We start from the raw sequence: 13,950 nt of genomic DNA, 5'->3' as shown, positions 1-13,950 counted from the left end.
GTTTATGCATGACAATCAGTCCTTTTGCGGGCAAGCCGGCGCCAGCCCAGTTGCTGGTGGATATCCCGCGACTGGTCACGGCCTATTACACCGGCCAGCCTGATGCAGCGATCTCCACCCAGCGCGTGGCCTTTGGCACTTCCGGTCACCGTGGCAGCTCGTTCGACCTGAGCTTCAACGAATGGCATGTACTCGCCATCAGCCAGGCCATTTGCCTGTACCGCGAAGCCCAAGGCATCGACGGCCCGCTGTTTGTCGGCCTGGACACCCATGCGCTGTCGACGCCCGCGGGTGCCAGCGCCCTGGAAGTGCTGGCTGCCAATGGCGTCCATGTGATGCTGGCCGAAGGCGATGAATACACGCCAACCCCGGCGATTTCCCACGCGATCATCTGCTACAACCGGGGCCGCACCCATGGCCTGGCCGACGGGATTGTCATTACCCCGTCCCACAACCCGCCGCAAAGTGGTGGCTACAAGTACAACCCGCCCAACGGTGGCCCGGCCGATACCCACGTCACCAAGTGGATCGAAGCCAAGGCCAACGAACTGCTGGCCGCCAAACTGGCCGGGGTCAAGCGCATCACCCACGCCCAGGCGCTCAAGGCCGACACCACCCATCGCCATGACTACCTCAACAGCTATGTGGCCGACCTGATCAACGTGATCGACATGGACGCGATTCGCAGTGCCGATCTGCGTCTGGGTGTCGATCCGTTGGGCGGAGCAGGGGTGCGCTACTGGTCGGCCATCGCCGAGCATTACCGCCTGAAGCTGGACGTGGTGAACACCGAGGTCGATGCCACGTTCCGCTTCATGAGCGTCGACTGGGACGGCCAGATTCGCATGGACCCGTCCTCCAGCTACGCCATGCAGGGCCTGATCGGCCTGAAGGAACGTTTCGACGTGGCCTTCGCGTGTGACCCGGACCACGATCGCCATGGCATCGTCACCCCGTCCGGTGGGCTGTTGGCGCCGAACAATTACCTGGCGGTGTCCATCGACTACCTGTTCCAGAATCGGCCTGACTGGCGCGCCGACGCCGCCGTGGGTAAGACCGTGGTCAGCAGCGGCTTGATTGATCGCGTGGCCGCACGCATCGGCCGTCGCCTGTACGAAGTGCCGGTGGGCTTCAAGTGGTTTGCCGACGGCCTGTTCGACGGCTCGCTGGGCTTTGGCGGCGAAGAAAGCGCCGGCGCGTCGTTCCTGCGCAAGGACGGCACGGTGTGGAGCACCGACAAGGACGGCCTGATCCCAGCGTTGCTCGCGGCAGAAATGACCTCGCGCAAAGGCCAGGATCCAAGCCAGATCTACCGTGGCCTGACGGACGCCCTGGGCGAACCCTTCGCCATCCGCGTCGACGCCAAGGCCACGCCGGCGCAGAAAGCCCTGCTGGGCAAGCTGTCGCCGCAGCAAGTGACCTCTACCCAGTTGGCCGGGGAAAGCATCCAGCAGATCCTCAGCCATGCACCCGGCAACAACCAGGCGATTGGCGGCTTGAAGGTCATGACCGAAAACGGCTGGTTCGCCGCGCGCCCATCGGGCACCGAGGACATCTACAAGATCTACGCCGAGAGTTTCATTGGCGAAGATCACCTCAAGCAGTTGGTGGAAGAGGCGCAGGTGCTGGTAGACGGCGCCATTACTCAATAACGCCAGGTGGGAGGGGGCAAGCCCCAATGCCAGCCAGTCAAGGCGGCACGCTGTAACTGTGGCGAGCGGGCTTGCCCTAATGCCGTTCAGTTAAGGCTTTTTTGTAGGAGCGAGCTTGCTCGCGAAAAACTTACAGGCGCCGCGTTGATTCAGGAAACACGCGTTATCGTTGACGTTTTTCGCGAGCAAGAACTAGGCGTCCCCCTCGCTCCTACAGAAGGCGATGTACGCTTAACTGAACGGCATTAGGGCTTGCCCCGCGTTGGGCTGCGTAGCAGCCCTGACCCAGGCGCCGCGTTCCTTCAGGCAGAACTCATTGGCTGGTTTTGGGGCCGCTTCGCGCCCCAACGCGGGGCAAGCCCGCTCGCCACAACAAGCCTGCTTGCCACAACAAGCAGGCTCGCCATTTGCCCGTTCTATCTCTTGACTGACGGGCATTGGGGCTTGCCCCCCCAGGTTTGATTCAGGCGGGGCGTCAGATCAGGCCAGGTCGACCAGCACGATTTCGCTGTCTTCTATCGCGGTCACGCGCAATACCTGCTCATCCTCTACCGCTACACCATCTCGAGCTTGCGCCCGCAAGCCATTGATCTCAATCACTCCCGTTGCCGGTACCAGGTAGGCGCGACGCCCGCTGTCCAGCCGGTATTCGGCACTTTCCCCAGCCTTCAGGGTCGCCGCCACCAGCCGTGCATCAGCCCGAATACGCAGGCTTTCGCTGTCACCGGCCTTGCCGCTGGCCAACGTGACAAACCCCTCGCGATCGCCCTTGGGAAACGGTTTGGCCCCCCATGACGGCGGCAATCCGGCCTCGTTCGGGATAATCCAGATTTGGAAAATCTTGGTCGGCGTGGCTTCCAGGTTGTATTCGCTGTGAGCGATCCCGGTGCCCGCGCTCATGACCTGTACGTCGCCGGCTTCGGTACGGCCCTTGTTGCCGAGGTTGTCTGCATGGCTGATGGCCCCCTCACGCACATAGGTGATGATTTCCATATCGCGGTGCGGGTGCTGCGGGAAACCGGTACCTGGGGCGATGATGTCATCGTTCCACACCCGCAGGTTGCCCCAGTGCATGCGCTTGGGGTCGTGGTACTCGGCGAAGGAAAAGTGATGATGGGCGTCAAGCCAACCATGATGGGCGCCACCCAGAGTGTTGAAAGGTCGAAGTTCAAGCATGACGGTCTCCTATTGATGAGCCTATCTTCCCTGAGCACATGATCGATAAAAAGCGTAAAAACTGCCTTATTCCTATCTGTAAATCCGATTGATTAGTGGCGTTTTGACTTTCACTTCATCGCCTAACTGCATGAGCGCAAAGCAATTGGCTGGAACTGCGCGCCGATTCCGGCGACCATGGCGCACTCGTCAAAGCCAAGCTCACCCCAGGAGTCCGCGTGCCGCAACAACAGCCTGAACTGCCCCCAGAACTTCGCCCTTTGGCTGAAATGCCGCTGCTGAAACGCCTGGCGGCCCGTTTGTTCGGCCACGGTTTGACGCGCCTGCGCGCGCAGCACCGGTTTTCCTGGTTGCATGGGCAGGCCGATGGCTTTCGCAGCGGGCATGAGGCGGGTGTGGAGTATGGGTATCGCGAGGGTAAGGCCGATGGCCTTGAGGAAGGCCGCCAGGTCCTGTTGATCCGTGATTTCCGCCCGGACGAACACCGTGCCCCCGGCGTGGATGACAACCTGTTCGACGATTGGCGCCTGCCCCTCACCGCCGAGTTGAAGAAGCGCATCAAGGCCGACGTGGCGCGATTGCTGTCGGCCCATGCCCAACCCAGCACTGCCCAGTGGAAGATGATCTTCAGCGACACGCCGTCCACCTCGGTGATTGCCGGCGCCGGCGCGGGAAAATCCACCTCGTTGGTGCTGCGTATCCTGTTGCTCACCCATTACCTGGGCTATGAATTGAGCTCGATGACCGTGGTGACCTTTACCCGTGAGTCGCGCAAGGACTTCATTCAAAAGCTGATGGAGATTCTCAGCTTATGGGGCCAACCTATTGAAATGAAAGAAGCCCAAGCGGTGGTGCGTACCTTTCATTCGCGCATCCTACCCATGGTGCGCAGCCTGCCGGGCTTCGAGCGGCTGCAGGCATTCGAGAACCTCGGGGCCAGCGTCGAGGACGCCGACAGTAACCCGTTCGACCTGCGCATCAACCCAGCACAGCGCCATCAGTTGAACGCCTGTTATCACCAGTTGCAGGGGCGGCATTCACGTTTCCGCGAGCTGATCGCACCGCTGGCGCGCCATGGTCTGCAGCTCAAGGAGCTGGAGCGCGATCACCCGGATGTACAAAAGCGTATGGCGGTGACCGAGCTGGCAGCCAAGCGCGATGAAGAGCTGTGCGATGTGATCGAGGACCTGTGGTTTCGCGCGGGCGCGTGGCCGATCAAAGGCATTGAACCCAACCGTCAGACCGTTGAGATCAATGGTGCGCAGTTTCATTGCCATGGCTATATCCCGCAGCTGGATGCCTGGGTGGTGCTGGGCTTCGACGCGCGGGAAAACGCTCAGGTCAGCCGCCCCAATGCCAAGTTGTCGGTACGCGCAGAGTGGGCAGTGAAGCGCACGCTGTTTCAAGCTTTCTGCCGTAAGCCATTGATATGGCTGGATAGTTACCAATCATCCGAGCGACTTCTGAGTAGCCTCGCCGGTGATGCCAGCGCCGGGCCCGGCTTTGATTACAAGGTCAAAGGTGAGTTGTCGTCGGCACCGCTGCTGGACAGTTTTGTCATGGCGGCGGGCTTTATCGAGAACCTCGGTCTGGACGTGCCCACCGCTGTCGGCCAGATGAGCTTCGCCAAGGACGATCCGGACCGCTTGTTTTTCGAGGCCTTGAGCATCTTCTGGAAAGCCCTGGAAGATCACCTGCTGGACCAGACGCCACCGATCATGACCTATAACCGGATGTTCTCGCTGTTCGGCGAAAACACCCCGGAAAACCTCAAGCTGCTGAGTGATCCGCTGTTGCGGCCGTTGTCGCACCTGATGATCGACGAGTTCCAGGACGTATCGCCGCAGATCGTGTCTTGGATCCGTGCCAGCCTGCGAGAAATCCGCAGCCGTGGACCGGCCATGCACGTGGGGCGTGCGGCTCAGCATTCCTCGTTGCTATGCGTGGGCGATGACTGGCAATCGATCTACGGCTGGCGCGGCAGTTCGCCCAAGTACTTCATGGCGTTCAACCAGGAATTCCCGTCACCGAGTACCACCCGCGTGATGCTCGGCGAGAACTTCCGCAGTCACCAGCACATCATTGATGCGGCTGAACATATCGTGCGGGCCGCGCCGGCCATTCCGGGCAAGAGGGCCAAGGCCAGCGGGGCGCCGAGGGCGTTGGTGCCGGTCACCGTGCTGGCGCGGGATGATGCCGCACTCGGACGCCAGTTGCAGGCGCATTATGAAAAGGGCGAGTCGGTATTAATGCTGTATCGAAAAAGCAGCGATAAGCTACTGATTCAAGAGCATATTCAGTCTGTAGTTAATCTGGATTCCAGCTTGCCGCGCGCCGCGCGACGCCTCAAGCAACTGACGTATCACAGTGCCAAGGGGTTGCAGGCGGATACGGTTTTCCTGCTTGGCGATTGCCAGCACGTGACCAGCTCGCCCTACAAGAACCAGGTGTATCGCATGGCGGGCCTGGGCAAGGACGGTGACAGCGAGCCCTATGACACGGCACAAAAGGATGAGGTACTGCGCCTGGCCTATGTGGGCATCACCCGGGCGGTGAGCCACTGCTACTGGTACGTGGAACAACCCGAGGGCCAAGCGGTGAATGTGCCCAAGGCGTCGGAGCGGGTGGATGGCAAGAAAGCGTTTTTCGATGATCAACGCAATTAGCCGGTAAATGCACCTCAGATGTGGGGGGGACTGGCTCCCTCCCACAGGGGTTTGCCGTGTGCTGGATGGGCCTCAGGCCCTCAGCGACTGCGGCGGCACAAACGAGGCCAGTTCATCTTCCACCGCCTCGATGATGCGTTCGACATCGGCGGCATTCATCACCGTGGCACAGGGGATGCCGGCGATGGCGATCAACGTCTCGCCGCTGGCCCGATCGAACAGGCGCGCGACCATGCTGCCGGGCGCGTCCATGCTGCCCTCGAAGCCCATTGGATGAAAATGCCAGCGCATCAGCTGGCAAGCGTTGGGGAACGTCACTTTGCTCATGTTGCGCACCTTGTTCATTGAGCGCTTCCTTTAGCTCGCGGCAAGGGCCAGGACCGTCACTGGTCATGGCACGTGAGAGCTTAAAAGTAGCATCCGTTCACACCCACAATGTGAGTTTTTTCGATCCGTTCGGCGGTTCTTTTCCCATTGTTTGACGTGGGTCATGTCGTACTTGAGTCTGGGCAAAAGGCCATTAGTCTGAAGTGGCGGCTGCCCATTGAAGGCTGTGTCGAAATTCGGCAATCTCCACGGTTTTCCCGCCACAGAGCCGTTCATGCCCGACAACGCCCCTGACGATGATTGCCAGCACACCCAAGCCACGAGGGCGTTAGTGCTGCGTCACCACCTATGCTGGCGTCATCGGGACCTGGACGGGGTGATGTCCTACTATCACCCGCACATCCAGTACCACGATTTCTTCCAGAACCGTGTCGTCGATTACGCGCAGTTGCGTGAGTACCTGCAAGCCAGCATGCCCCGCGGCCCGGATGAAGCCATTGAGCACATGGACCGTATTCGCGCCGATGGCGATACCGCGTTTATCCAGTACCGAATTACCTTGCGCGGCGGCCAGGGCCTGGTGTCCTTTCGTACCAGCGAGGCGATCACCGTGCGCGATGGGCTGATCTGGCGGGTCAATGAGTACGCTTCGCTGGTCCACGAACAGACGCCCCAAGCCACGCGCCCAACCGTCAGCCGCCTGGGCCTGTCACCTCAGCAACTGGGGCATATGGCCAATGACCTGCAGCAATACTTCCAGCAGCAGCAACCCTACCTGGACCCCGAGCTGGACCTGCAACGGGTCGCCAAGGAATGTGGCTATAGCCGCAATCAGATTTCCTACCTGTTGAACCAGGTGCTGGGGCAAAGCTTCTATCGCTATGTCAACCAGGCGCGGCTCCAGCATTTGCTCGTCGCGCTGGAACAGGCCGCGCCGCCGATCAAAGTGGACGACCTGGCGTTTGCCGCCGGCTTCAATTCGCTCTCGGCGTTCTACAGTGCTTTTCGCCAGCACACGGGCCAATCGCCGAAGGCCTACGTCAAACAAATTTCCCTGCGTGCACGCGCGCAAGACAGCCCCTGACACCGCGCTCTAGGATCCAGCCTATCGAAACGAGGTAGGGGAACCTGGCATGCCGGCATGGCGCAATATCAGTTTATGGATGGATCAACTGGACGACCCGCTGCAGGCGCGGCCGCCCCTGGTCCATGACCTGGACGTCAACGTTGCCATCATCGGCGCCGGTTACACCGGCCTGTGGACCGCCTATTACCTGAAGCGCCAGGCGCCCGAGCTGAAAATTGCGATCATCGAGGCGCAAACCGCCGGTTTCGGTGCGTCCGGGCGCAATGGCGGCTGGCTGATGGGCAACCTGTTGGGCGAAGACCGCCTGCTGGCGGGCCTGGCGCCGCAGCAACGCCGCGCCGCGTTTGACCTGTTGCATGGCATCCCCGATGAAGTGGCCCAGGTAGTGGCCCGCGAAGGCATCGAGTGTGACTACCGCAAGGGCGGTGCGCTGTATTGCGCGGCGCGTTACCCGGAGCAGGAAGGCAGCCTGCGCCGCTACCTGGAAAAGCTCTACGCCCAAGGCCTCACCGAAGCCGATTACCGGTGGTTGAGCCCGCAACAGCTGGCCGAGCAGATACGCATCGCCAAGCCTTATGGCGGCATCTACGCCCCCCATGTCGCGACGATCAACCCGGCCAAGCTGGTACGTGGCCTTGCGCGCGTCGTTGAAAGCCTGGGGGTGACCCTCTATGAAAACAGCCCGGTGACCCATTGGCAGTCCGGCAGCCTGCGCACGGCCCAAGCCAGCGTGCGCGCCGGCTGGGTGGTGCCGGCCATCGAGGGCTACGCACCGACGTTGCCGCCCCTGGGGCGTTATCAGCTGCCGGTGCAAAGCCTGATCGTCGCGACCGAACCCTTGCCCGCCAGCACCTGGGATGAGATCGGCCTGAATCACGGCCAGGCCTTCGGCGAGAGCAGCCGGCAGGTTACCTACGGCCAGCGTTCGGCCGACAACCGCCTGGTGTTCGGCGCGCGCGGCGGTTATCAGTTTGCCGGCAAATTGCGCCACAACTTCGATTTGACCGACAGCGAAGTCGAGCTGCGTCGCTATCTGTTCGGTGAACTGTTCCCGCAGTTGAAGAATGTGCGGATTACCCATTCCTGGGGCGGCAACCTTGGCATGTCGCGACGTTTTCAGCCGCACATGCTGTGCGATCACAAGACCGGTATCGCGCTGTCCGGCGGTTATGGCGGGGAGGGCGTCGGCGCCACCAACCTGGGTGGTCGCACCCTGGCCGACTTGATCCTGGGCCGCGACACCCCGCTGACCCATCAACCCTGGGTGATCCGCGACCGCGGCCTGGAGGCGCTCAGGGCCTGGGAGCCCGAACCGTGCCGGTGGCTGGGCTACAACGCGATCATTCGTAGTTTTGTCCATGAAGACCAGGTATTGGCCAACCCCAATACCGCGCCCTGGCGCCGTAAGCTGGCGACCGGCGTGGCGGGCTTCATGGAAGGTTTCATGCAATGAGCCGTTTCACTCACACAGGTACACCCATGAGCATTACTCAATTCAAAGACGCGCTGAACACCCACCTGCCGGACTCGTCACCGGTCGCCGTACCCCTGGGGGAGCCCATCGCGGTGGCGTCGACCTTGAGCGTGGAACGCAGCGATGGCGTCGAAACCGGCATCTGGGCCTGCACCCCGGGCCGCTGGCGCCGCCAGATCAAATCCCAGGAGTTTTGTCACTTTATCCAGGGCCGCTGCACCTTCACCCCGGACGACGGTGAAGTCCTGCATATAGAAGCCGGCGATGCACTGATGTTGCCGGCCAACAGCACCGGAGTCTGGGATATCCAGGAAACCGTGCGCAAAACCTACGTATTGATCCTGTAACGCTTTGATCCTTGATCGCCTGCCATAAAAACAGCCCTAAAACCGCCAGGAAATCGAACCATGAAAGCCATTGCCCTGTTGCCCTTGATGTTGGTGGCCTCTATCAGCCAGGCCGCCGAAACGGTGAAGATCTACAACTGGTCGAGCTACATCGCGCCGGACACCACGAAGAACTTCCAGAAACAAACCGGCATCGGTTTCAGCTACGACGTGTATGACAGCAACGAGACCCTCGATGGCAAGTTGATGACGGGTAATTCCGGCTACGACGTGGTGTTCCCGTCCAACCACTTCATGGCGCGGCAGATCCAGGGTGGCGCGTTGAAAAAGCTCGACAGGAGCCAGTTGCCGAACTGGAAGAACCTCAACCCGGTACTGCTCAAGGCCCTGGAAAACAACGACCCCGGCAACGCCCACGGTTTTCCGTACCTGTGGGGCAGCACTGGCATTGGCTACAACATCGACAAGGTCAAGGTCGTGCTCGGTGACAACGCGCCGGTGAACTCCTGGGACCTGATCTTCAAGCCCGAATACATGGAAAAACTCAGCAAGTGCGGGGTGGCAATCCTGGATAACGGCCCGGAACTGTTGCCGATCGCCCTCAATTACCTGGGGCTGGCGCCGCACAGCAAGAACCCTGAGGACTATAAGAAAGCCGAGGCGCTGTTGATGAAAGTGCGGCCTTATGTGGCGTACTTCCACTCTTCGAAGTACACCGGCGACCTGGCCAATGGCGACATCTGCGTCGCAGTGGGCTTCTCCGGCGACGTGCTGCAAGCCGAAAGCCGGGCCAAGGAAGCCAAGAATGGTGTGAATATCGGTTATCAGATTCCCAAGGAAGGCGCGGCGATCTGGTTCGACATGGTGGCCATGCCCGCCGATGCGCCCGATGAAAAAGCCGGCTACGCCTTCATGAATTACCTGTTGGAACCCCAGGTAATGGCGGACATCACCAACTCGGTGCACTACGCCAACGGCAACAGCGCAGCGGATAGCCTGGTAGACCCTGAGATCAAGGCGGACACCAAGATCTACCCGAGCGACGAAATGATGGGCAAGTTATTCGCGCTGGAGGCCATGCCACTGAATATCGACCGGATTCGCACGCGGGTGTGGAACACCATTCGCACGGGCCGCTGAAGAACTAATGTGGGAGGGGCAGTGCGACGATTCGATTTGCCCCCGATGAGGGGGTGTCAGTTGATGCATTTGTGGCTGACCCACCGCCATCGGGGGCAAGCCCCCTCCCACAGTTTGATCTGCATCCATCAGGTAGGCCTCAGTTGGCTTTTGCGGTCTTGGAGCCAACGGGAGTTGGGCTGGTGTACTCAGTTAAAAATGTGGGAGGGGGCTTGCCCCCGATGAGGGCGTGTCAGTTGATGCATGTGTGGCTGACCCACCGCCATCGGGGGCAAGCCCCCTCCCACAGTTTGATCTGCATCCATCAGGTAGGCCTCAGTTGGCTTTTGCGGTCTTGGAACCAACGGGAGTTGTGCTGGTGTACTCGATTAAAAATGTGGGAGGGGGCTTGCCCCCGATGAGGGGGTGTCAGTTGATGCATCTGCAACTGACCCACAGCTATCTGAGGCCCCCCCCACATTTGGATTGAGTACAACCTCGGTCTCACGGGTTTTCCAGGTCATGCCCCAACGACTGGATAAACAACGAGAACAGCTCCGGCTGTGACGAGATGTCCAGCTTCGCGTACAAATGCCGACGGTGCACTTTCACCGTATCCGGCGAGATATTCAGGCGCTCGGCCATGGCCTTGGAGGAGAACCCACGCAGCACCAGGCGGGCGATTTCCAGTTCGCGGTCCGAGAGCACGCCGCAGCCGAACTGGCTCAATGCATCCCTGATCTGGCTGTCCATCGCCGGCGCACGCTGGGTGCTTTGTTGCCAATGCTGCTGCATCAATGGCAATACCCATGCCGCCAGGGTGGTCATCAGCCCGGTTTCGTCACCACTGAACCGCCGCTGCATGCCCAACGACAGCGACAACGTTCCCGCACCGGGCAGTTGCAGAATAAATTGCACCTCGTCTTCCAGCACGTTGTCGTGGAAGTAATTGAGGAAGTATTCACTCTGGCGAAAATGATCCGGCGCCACCTCTTCCAGGCGATACACCCCACTGGCGTAGCCTTCGCGACAGGCCTGGAAGAACGGATCAAGCAGGTACAGGCCATTGAGGTACACCAGCATCGACGCCGGCTTGCTGCTGGGCTGTGCGTCGTACTCCTCCAGCGCCTGGGGCGGGCCCTCCAGGGGGTAGAAAATCGCCAGGGCGTTATCGAAGGGCAGGCATTGGTGCAACAACAGCACCAGCTGTTTCCAGAAGCGCTCGGTGCCGATGTGTGCCAGCGTGCGCCCCAGCCCCGCATGCATGCCGATTTCCCTGAACAGGCTCATGAGTCAGGCTCCCGCCATCAAAAGATCGGCCAAGGGTTCGGCTTTTTACCGGGTGTCGTCAAGGGGAGTACGCCAATAGGGGAATTGGCTGACAAGCCTCCAGCCGATAACGTCGCCATCAGTCAACGGGGAACATATCCCGGACGATCATCATTTTTCGTTTCTGCCTCACACCAAAAACAACGACAGAGGATAACGATATGAGTACTTCTCCCGCGCCAGACGGCGTGCTCAAGCCCACCCTGAGCGTCTTCGATGTGGTTGCCATCACCGTTTCGGCGGTGACCCCGGCCAGTTCCGTATTTGTCATCGCACCGTTTGCCATCCAGCAGGCGGGCAGTGGTGTGTTCCTGGCGTTTGTGATGGCCGGTTTGCTCGCGCTGATGTTCGCCTTCTGTTACGCCGAACTGGGTCGGGCGCACAACAGTGCCGGCGGTGAGTACGTGTACGCCAAGCGCGTATTCGGTGGCATGGCCGGCTACGCGACGTTTCTGACGGTGCTGGTGATGTTGCTGTTTATTCCGCCGGTGCTGGCCACAGGCGCAGCGACTTACCTCAACAACGCCCTGGGCACGAAATTCGACGCGCAAACCGTCGCCCTGGTCATCGTGGTCGGCAGCTACGCCCTGGGCATCCTCAATATCAAGCTCAACGCCTGGATCACCGGCACCTGCCTGCTGTTGGAAGTGGCGGCCTTGCTGGTCATCGTGTTTATCGGCTTCGGCCACCCGGTGCAACCGGCCAGTGTGTTGTTCCAGCCGCAGATCGTCGAAAACGGTGTGTTGCACCTGGCGCCCTGGGCCCTGGTGATCGGTGCGGTGGGCATTGGCCTGTTCTCGTTCAATGGCTATGGCCCGGCGGTGTTACTCGCCGAAGACATGAAATGCGGCGGCAAGGGCGTACACAAGGCTGTGCTGTGGTCCCTCGGGCTGGTGGTGGTGATCGAGATTGTGCCGATCACCGCGCTGTTGATTGGCGCACCGTCCCTGAGCGCGATGATCAGCAGCCCTGATCCCATCGGCTACCTGCTCACCAGCCACGGCAATGAAACCCTGTCACGCCTGGTCAGCGCGGGGATCTTCCTGTCGGTGTTCAACGCCATTGTCGCCATCGTCATCCAGATCGGCCGCGTGGTCTTCAGCAGTGGTCGCGATGCGCTGTGGACGCCGCGCATCAACCAGTTGTTCACGCGCATCCATCCACGCTGGGACTCGCCGTGGTTGGCTACGCTGTTCCTGGCGATCCCCTCGGCGTTGTTGAGTTTCAGCTCCAACCTGGCGGACCTCACGTCGTTCAGCGTGCTGCTGATCATGCTGGTGTACCTGGTGGTGGCCTTGAGCGCGCTGATGAGCCGGGTGCTGCTGCGCGACCGCGAGCATCCCTATCGCATGCCTTTGTGGCCGCTGCCGGCGTTGCTCGCGGTGCTGGGCGCGGGGTACCTGCTGGTGACCTTGCTGGTGGCGTCCTCGGTTCGCGACATCATGATCATCATCGGTTTGCTGGCGGTGTCGGTGATCCTGTATTGCATCAGTGGCCGGCTGAGTCCGGCGTTTCAGAAATTGTAAGGAGTGGGTATGCGTGCACGTCAATTGGGCATTACGTTGGGGCTGGGCACGCCCGGCGAATTGAATGCCATCACCGATGTTCCCGGCGTTCGCGTCGGCCACAGTACGCTCAAGACCCGCATCGACGGCAAGCAGGTGCGCACCGGCGTCAGCGTGATCCAGCCGCGCGCCGGGGAGGCGCGGCAACAGCCGTGTTTTGCCGGTTACCACGTGCTAAACGGCAACGGTGACGCCACCGGTCTGGAATGGATCAACGAAGCCGGTCTGTTGACGACGCCGCTGGCGATCACCAATACCCACAGCATCGGCATCGTGCGCGATACGTTGATCGCCCTGGAGCGCGAACGCCTGGCGGACCCGGCGGTGTATTGGTGCATGCCGGTGGTGATGGAAACCTATGACGGCCTGCTCAACGATATCTGGGGCCAGCACATCAAGCCTGCGCATGTGCGCGAGGCGGTGAACAACGCCGAACCGGGCCCGGTACAGGAGGGCGCTGTGGGCGGCGGCACCGGGATGATCTGCCATGAGTTCAAGGGGGGCATCGGCACGGCGTCGCGCCGCTTGCCAGTGGAGCAGGGTGGCTGGACCGTCGGCGTGCTGGTGCAGGCTAACCACGGCAAGCGCCAGGAACTGCGGGTCGACGGCTACCCGGCAGGCCGCCATTTGATGGACATCCCGTCACCGTTTGCCGAGCGTGGCACGCCGGGCATGGGCTCGATTGTGGTGATCCTGGCCACCGATGCGCCGTTGTTGCCGCATCAATGCCAGCGCCTGGCACAGCGCGCCTCCATTGGCATCGCCCGTACCGGCGGGGGTACCGAGGACTCCAGCGGCGACCTGTTCCTGGCCTTCGCCACTGGCAACCAGGATTTGCCGCCCGCGGATTACGGGCGCAAGGGCCTGCCGTTCAGCACCGCGTTGCAGATGGTCAATAACGACCATATTTCACCGTTGTTCCTCGCGGCGGCGGAGGCAGTGGAGGAGGCGATCATCAACGCCATGCTGGCTGGCGAAGACATGACGACGGACGACGGTGTGCAAGTGCCGGGCTTGAACGGCGAAACACTGTTACAGGCATTGGGCAAAGCCGGCTGGAGTGTGTCCCGGTAATAGGGGGCATGTACTTAATGATGTAAGTGTAATAACGGGCTAGATGAATAGTGCCAATGACACCGTGACAATACAGTGGATCCCTTAAAGGGGTTTGCCGCTCTACTTGAGCGGCTTTACCCGTATTTAATATT

The 13,950-nt window shown here is 60.9% G+C and carries 11 protein-coding genes; 8 read left to right on the top strand and 3 right to left on the bottom strand.

Annotated features, from left to right (window positions below; genetic code table 11):
* Positions 1-8: 8 nt before the first annotated feature.
* Positions 9-1,652 (top strand): phosphoglucomutase (alpha-D-glucose-1,6-bisphosphate-dependent), encoded by a 1,644-nt coding sequence (gene pgm, locus P2T68_RS19185; RefSeq protein ID WP_168232723.1) that lies wholly within the window; start codon positions 9-11, stop codon positions 1,650-1,652.
* Between the two features lie 480 nt (positions 1,653-2,132).
* Here pgm and P2T68_RS19180 read toward each other — a convergent pair whose 3' ends face one another.
* On the bottom strand, positions 2,133-2,828 hold the full coding sequence (locus P2T68_RS19180) for a pirin family protein (RefSeq protein WP_069076137.1): 696 nt from the start codon (positions 2,826-2,828) through the stop codon (positions 2,133-2,135).
* 218 nt (positions 2,829-3,046) lie between these two features.
* Here P2T68_RS19180 and P2T68_RS19175 point away from each other — a divergent pair, with 218 nt between their 5' ends.
* Positions 3,047-5,494: a UvrD-helicase domain-containing protein gene (locus P2T68_RS19175; RefSeq protein ID WP_277378030.1), complete on the top strand. Its 2,448-nt coding sequence runs from the start codon at positions 3,047-3,049 to the stop codon at positions 5,492-5,494.
* Between the two features lie 72 nt (positions 5,495-5,566).
* Here P2T68_RS19175 and P2T68_RS19170 read toward each other — a convergent pair whose 3' ends face one another.
* Positions 5,567-5,839: a DUF1652 domain-containing protein gene (locus P2T68_RS19170; RefSeq protein ID WP_024075593.1), complete on the bottom strand. Its 273-nt coding sequence runs from the start codon at positions 5,837-5,839 to the stop codon at positions 5,567-5,569.
* Between the two features lie 256 nt (positions 5,840-6,095).
* Between P2T68_RS19170 and P2T68_RS19165 the strand changes: the two genes are divergently transcribed.
* Genes P2T68_RS19165 through P2T68_RS19150 form a run of 4 tightly spaced genes read left to right on the top strand, consistent with a single transcriptional unit; the run spans position 6,096 to position 9,869 of the window.
* Complete coding sequence (locus P2T68_RS19165) at positions 6,096-6,905, top strand: helix-turn-helix domain-containing protein (RefSeq protein ID WP_024075592.1); 810 nt, start codon at positions 6,096-6,098, stop codon at positions 6,903-6,905.
* Between the two features lie 49 nt (positions 6,906-6,954).
* On the top strand, positions 6,955-8,361 hold the full coding sequence (locus P2T68_RS19160) for an FAD-binding oxidoreductase (protein WP_193689286.1): 1,407 nt from the start codon (positions 6,955-6,957) through the stop codon (positions 8,359-8,361).
* A gap of 26 nt (positions 8,362-8,387) precedes the next feature.
* Positions 8,388-8,729, top strand: coding sequence for a cupin domain-containing protein (locus P2T68_RS19155; protein ID WP_193689287.1), 342 nt, complete (start codon positions 8,388-8,390; stop codon positions 8,727-8,729).
* A 60-nt stretch (positions 8,730-8,789) separates the two neighbouring features.
* Positions 8,790-9,869 (top strand): polyamine ABC transporter substrate-binding protein, encoded by a 1,080-nt coding sequence (locus P2T68_RS19150; RefSeq protein ID WP_277378029.1) that lies wholly within the window; start codon positions 8,790-8,792, stop codon positions 9,867-9,869.
* A gap of 483 nt (positions 9,870-10,352) precedes the next feature.
* Here the strand turns inward: P2T68_RS19150 and P2T68_RS19145 are convergent, their stop codons facing one another.
* On the bottom strand, positions 10,353-11,138 hold the full coding sequence (locus tag P2T68_RS19145) for a helix-turn-helix transcriptional regulator (RefSeq protein ID WP_069076140.1): 786 nt from the start codon (positions 11,136-11,138) through the stop codon (positions 10,353-10,355).
* A gap of 200 nt (positions 11,139-11,338) precedes the next feature.
* On the opposite strand from P2T68_RS19145, the gene P2T68_RS19140 reads away from it, so the two are divergent.
* Both P2T68_RS19140 and P2T68_RS19135 read left to right on the top strand, forming a co-directional pair.
* On the top strand, positions 11,339-12,703 hold the full coding sequence (locus P2T68_RS19140; RefSeq protein ID WP_102625457.1) for an APC family permease: 1,365 nt from the start codon (positions 11,339-11,341) through the stop codon (positions 12,701-12,703).
* 9 nt (positions 12,704-12,712) lie between these two features.
* Positions 12,713-13,816 carry a P1 family peptidase gene (locus P2T68_RS19135; RefSeq protein WP_102625458.1) on the top strand — a complete coding sequence of 368 codons (1,104 nt, stop codon included), beginning with the start codon at positions 12,713-12,715 and terminating at the stop codon, positions 13,814-13,816.
* Positions 13,817-13,950: the final 134 nt, after the last annotated feature.

The organism is Pseudomonas sp. G11, assembly GCF_029457515.1.
Taxonomy (GTDB): domain Bacteria; phylum Pseudomonadota; class Gammaproteobacteria; order Pseudomonadales; family Pseudomonadaceae; genus Aquipseudomonas; species Aquipseudomonas gorinensis.
The sequence above is the reverse complement of the archived record's forward strand: the minus strand, read 5'-3'. Positions and strand labels throughout refer to the sequence as shown.

Coding starts and splice junctions, on each gene's coding strand:
- pgm (WP_168232723.1), top strand. CDS start 9: ATGACAATCAGTCCTTTTGCGGGCAAGCCGGCGCCAGCCCAGTTGCTG.
- P2T68_RS19180 (WP_069076137.1), bottom strand. CDS start 2,828: ATGCTTGAACTTCGACCTTTCAACACTCTGGGTGGCGCCCATCATGGT.
- P2T68_RS19170 (WP_024075593.1), bottom strand. CDS start 5,839: ATGAACAAGGTGCGCAACATGAGCAAAGTGACGTTCCCCAACGCTTGC.
- P2T68_RS19165 (WP_024075592.1), top strand. CDS start 6,096: ATGCCCGACAACGCCCCTGACGATGATTGCCAGCACACCCAAGCCACG.
- P2T68_RS19160 (WP_193689286.1), top strand. CDS start 6,955: ATGCCGGCATGGCGCAATATCAGTTTATGGATGGATCAACTGGACGAC.
- P2T68_RS19155 (WP_193689287.1), top strand. CDS start 8,388: ATGAGCATTACTCAATTCAAAGACGCGCTGAACACCCACCTGCCGGAC.
- P2T68_RS19150 (WP_277378029.1), top strand. CDS start 8,790: ATGAAAGCCATTGCCCTGTTGCCCTTGATGTTGGTGGCCTCTATCAGC.
- P2T68_RS19145 (WP_069076140.1), bottom strand. CDS start 11,138: ATGAGCCTGTTCAGGGAAATCGGCATGCATGCGGGGCTGGGGCGCACG.
- P2T68_RS19140 (WP_102625457.1), top strand. CDS start 11,339: ATGAGTACTTCTCCCGCGCCAGACGGCGTGCTCAAGCCCACCCTGAGC.
- P2T68_RS19135 (WP_102625458.1), top strand. CDS start 12,713: ATGCGTGCACGTCAATTGGGCATTACGTTGGGGCTGGGCACGCCCGGC.